Source organism: Nostocoides japonicum T1-X7 (assembly GCF_001046855.1).
Classification (GTDB): domain Bacteria; phylum Actinomycetota; class Actinomycetes; order Actinomycetales; family Dermatophilaceae; genus Nostocoides; species Nostocoides japonicum.
Map to the genome: position 1 here is coordinate 4,477,099 of NZ_HF570958.1, position 3,274 is coordinate 4,480,372.

3 protein-coding genes are annotated in these 3,274 nt (G+C 71.7%); all 3 read left to right on the top strand.

The features are described from left to right. Positions 1-351 (top strand): sunset domain-containing protein (locus BN12_RS20330; protein ID WP_456093706.1); only part of this gene is annotated, 351 nt, incomplete at its 5' end. Beyond that, positions 351-1,661: an NADH-quinone oxidoreductase subunit NuoF gene (nuoF, locus tag BN12_RS20335; RefSeq protein WP_200901264.1), complete on the top strand. Its 1,311-nt coding sequence runs from the start codon at positions 351-353 to the stop codon at positions 1,659-1,661. The genes BN12_RS20330 and nuoF, both read left to right, overlap by 1 nt. Further along, a partial coding sequence (locus tag BN12_RS20340) for an NADH-quinone oxidoreductase subunit G (protein WP_048555319.1) occupies positions 1,658-3,274 on the top strand: 1,617 nt, incomplete at its 3' end. The genes nuoF and BN12_RS20340, both read left to right, overlap by 4 nt.

Genomic DNA, 3,274 nt, shown 5'->3' on the forward strand with positions numbered 1-3,274 from the left:
CAGCCGGCCGGCGGCTCGTCCGGTGCCGTGTCGGCCGCCGAGGAGCCGGTGCTGCCGGTCTTCCAGGCACCCGCGAACGAGGCGGCGCAGCGCGACCTCGCGGTGAGCGACGAGGCGACGGGCGACGGCTGGGCCGCACCGGGCCCGGACGGCAAGGGCCCCGAGGGCTGGGAGGTCAAGGGCAACACCGCCTCCCGGACGTTCCACACCCCCGAGTCGCCGTGGTACCGGCGCACGAAGGCCGAGGTGTGGTTCCGTGACGCCGAGGCGGCCGTCGCGGCCGGCTTCACCGACGCGCTGGAGCGGACGAAGACTGACTTCGACGAGAAGGACGGGAAGGGCGAGCCCTGATGACGACGCTGACGCCGATCCTCACGACGTTCTGGGACGACCCCCAGTCCTGGACCCTCGACACCTACACGCATCACGAGGGCTACCAGGCCCTCGACAAGGCGCTCGGGATGGACCCCGCGGACCTCGTCGCCATGACGAAGAGCTCCGGCCTGCGGGGCCGCGGCGGCGCGGGGTTCCCGACCGGCATGAAGTGGAGCTTCCTGCCTCCGCCGGACGGTGGGCCGCGCTACCTCGTCGTCAACGCCGACGAGTCCGAGCCCGGCACCTGCAAGGACATTCCCCTCATGCTGGCCGCGCCCCAGTTCCTCGTCGAGGGCTGCGTCATCACCTCCTATGCCATCGGCTGCCACCACGCCTTCATCTACCTGCGCGGGGAGGTCGTCCACGTCTATCGTCGCCTGCTCCGGGCGGTCGAGGAGGCGTATGCCGCCGGCCACCTCGGCAAGAACATCCACGGCTCCGGCTTCGACCTCGACCTGACCGTCCACGCCGGGGCGGGCGCCTACATCTGCGGCGAGGAGACCGCGCTCCTGGACAGCCTCGAGGGACGTCGCGGGCAGCCGCGGCTCAAGCCGCCGTTCCCGGCCGTCGCCGGCCTCTATGCCCGGCCGACCGTCGTCAACAACGTCGAGTCGATCGCCTCGATCCCGCCCATCGTCCTGCACGGCGACGAGTGGTTCGCGAGCATGGGCACCGAGCGGTCGAAGGGCTTCGGGATCTTCTCCCTGTCCGGGCACGTCGCGAAGCCGGGACAGTACGAAGCCCCCCTCGGCATCACCCTGCGCGAGCTGCTCGACATGGCCGGCGGGATGCGCGACCCCAACCACGAGCTGAAGTTCTGGACCCCGGGCGGGTCGTCGACCCCCCTGTTCACGGCCGAGCACCTCGACATCCCCCTCGACTTCGAGTCCGTCGCCGCGGCCGGGTCGATGCTCGGCACGCGGGCCCTGCAGATCTTCGACGACACGACGTGCGTCGTGCGGGCGGTCGATCGCTGGACCGACTTCTACATGCACGAGTCGTGCGGCAAGTGCACCCCCTGCCGCGAAGGCACCTGGTGGCTCAAGCAGGTCCTCGGCCGCCTCGAGCGGGGTCAGGGCGACGAGGAGGACCTCGAGAAGCTCCTCGACGTCTGCGACAACATCCTCGGTCGGGCCTTCTGTGCCCTCGGCGACGGCGCCACCTCGCCGGTCACGAGCAGCATCGAGTATTTCCGTGACGAGTACCTCCTACACCTCAGCGAGGGCGGCTGCCCGTTCGACAGGGACGCCTCCACGCTCTTTGCGAAGGAGCACGTGACGACATGACGGTCACGACGAGCCCCAGCGCGGGCGGCAACGCCGTCGACAAGGGCGGTGACGCGGCCCTGCCCGCCAGGCCGGACACCGTCCACCTCACGATCGACGGAGTCCAGGTGGACGTGCCGAAGGGCACGCTCATCATCCGGGCCGCCGAGGAGATCGGCATCCAGATCCCGCGGTTCTGCGACCATCCCGCCCTCGACCCCGTGGGCGCGTGCCGGCAGTGCCTCGTCGAGGTCGCGATGCCCGGACCGCCCGGGCCCGACGGCACACCGGGCGCGCCGCGGCAGATGCAGGCGCCCCCCGGCCGGATGAAGCCGCAGGCCTCGTGCACGATGACGGTGGCCGAGGGCATGGTCGTCAACACGCAGTTCACCTCGCCCGGTGCCGACAAGGCGCAGCAAGGCGTCATGGAGATGCTGCTCATCAACCATCCCCTCGACTGCCCCGTCTGCGACAAGGGCGGCGAGTGCCCGCTGCAGAACCAGGCGATGAGCAACGGCCGCGCGGTGTCCCGGTTCGAGGACGTCAAGCGGACCTATCCCAAGCCGATCAACATCTCCTCCCAGGTCCTCCTCGACCGCGACCGGTGCGTCCTGTGCGCCCGCTGCACGCGATTCTCCGACCAGATCGCCGGAGACCCGTTCATCGCGCTCGTCGAGCGCGGCGCCCTCCAGCAGGTCGGCATCTACGAGGAGCAGCCCTTCGAGTCCTACTTCTCGGGCAACACGGTCCAGATCTGCCCGGTCGGGGCGCTGACCGGCGCGGCCTACCGCTTCCGCTCCCGCCCGTTCGACCTCGTCTCCACCCCGAGCGTGTGCGAGCACTGCGGGTCCGGGTGCGCGACCCGCACCGACCACCGGCGCGGCACGGTGCTGCGGCGGATGGCCGATCACGACCCCGAGGTCAACGAGTACTGGAACTGCGACAAGGGCCGATGGGCCTTCACGTATGCCACGTTGGACGACCGGCTCGAGTTCCCCCTCGTCCGTGAGGACGGCGAGCTGCGCGTCGCCTCGTGGCCGGAGGCGCTCGCCGTCGCCGCGGACGGGCTGCGGGCCGCCGGCTCGGCCGGGGTCCTCGTCGGCGGCCGGGTGAGCACCGAGGACGCGTATGCCTACGCCAAGCTCGCGCGCGTCTGTCTCGGCACGAACGACATCGACTTCCGCTCCCGTCCGCACTCGGCCGAGGAGGCCGCCTTCCTCGCGAGCCAGGTCGTGGCGACCGGGCCCGAGGGCGGCGCCGTCACCTTCGGCGACCTGGAGCGCGCGACGGCCGTCGTCCTCGTCGGGTTCGAGCCCGAGGACGAGTCGGGCATCGTCTTCCTCCGCCTGCGCAAGGCGGCGCGCCGCAACAAGACGGCCGTCTTCGCCGTCTCCGCCGTCGTCACCCGGGGGCTGGAGAAGGTCTTCGGCACGCTCGTCCCCGCGGCACCCGGCACCGAGGCCGAGGTGCTCGGCGCGCTCGCCGACGGCACCGGCGACACCGCCGTCCTCAAGGCCGCCTCCGACGCGCTGCGCGGCGACCGGGCGATCGTCCTCGTCGGCGAGCGGCTGGCGACCGTCCCCGGCGCCCTGTCCGCCGCCGCCCGTCTCGCGAAGGAGGCCGGCGCCCGGATC